Origin of the sequence: uncultured Winogradskyella sp. (assembly GCF_947495255.1) — a bacterium.
Taxonomy (GTDB): domain Bacteria; phylum Bacteroidota; class Bacteroidia; order Flavobacteriales; family Flavobacteriaceae; genus Winogradskyella.
The window spans coordinates 1-575 of sequence record NZ_CANLYI010000032.1 but is presented as its reverse complement, the minus strand read 5'-3'; the positions used below and the strand labels follow the sequence as shown (position 1 = coordinate 575).

At 33.6% G+C, this 575-nt stretch carries 1 pseudogene; it reads right to left on the bottom strand.

Annotation, left to right across the window (positions count from 1 at the left end):
• Window positions 1-575: pseudogene (locus tag Q0807_RS18855) on the bottom strand (cell envelope biogenesis protein OmpA); the annotation flags it as partial.

Genomic DNA, 575 nt, shown 5'->3' with positions numbered 1-575 from the left:
TCTCTTGTTTTATCATCTAAAACAGTAGCTGTAATCAACACATCACACAAAGGTTGTAATTTTTTGAACGTATAAATATCATCACTTCCTTTTCCACCTTCTCTGTTAGAAGACACAAAGCCTTCGCCAGCTTCTTCATCAATGATAAACGCAAAATCATCTGCATTACTATTAATTGGGATACCAACATTTCTAATTGGTGCAATCTTACCATCAATCTCTTTTGTGTAAAATACATCCAAACCACCTAATCCTAAGTGACCGTTAGAAGAAAAATAAAGTGTATTTGTACTGCTTACGTATGGAAACATTTCTTGTCCTTCAGTATTTATTTTCTGACCTAAATTTACAGCCTCACCTAAAGTACCATCGTTATTGATTTCAGCTTTGTAGATATCAAAGTCTCCATAACCACCTGGTTTGTTTGATGCGAAATATATTGTTTTACCATCTGCACTAACCGCTGGGTTTTTAACAGAATAGTTTTGACTGTTAACTGATAAACTTTCTATAGTATCCCAATCATCACCAAGCTTAGTAGCTTTAAATAAATACAATTGACTAAAACGCGTATT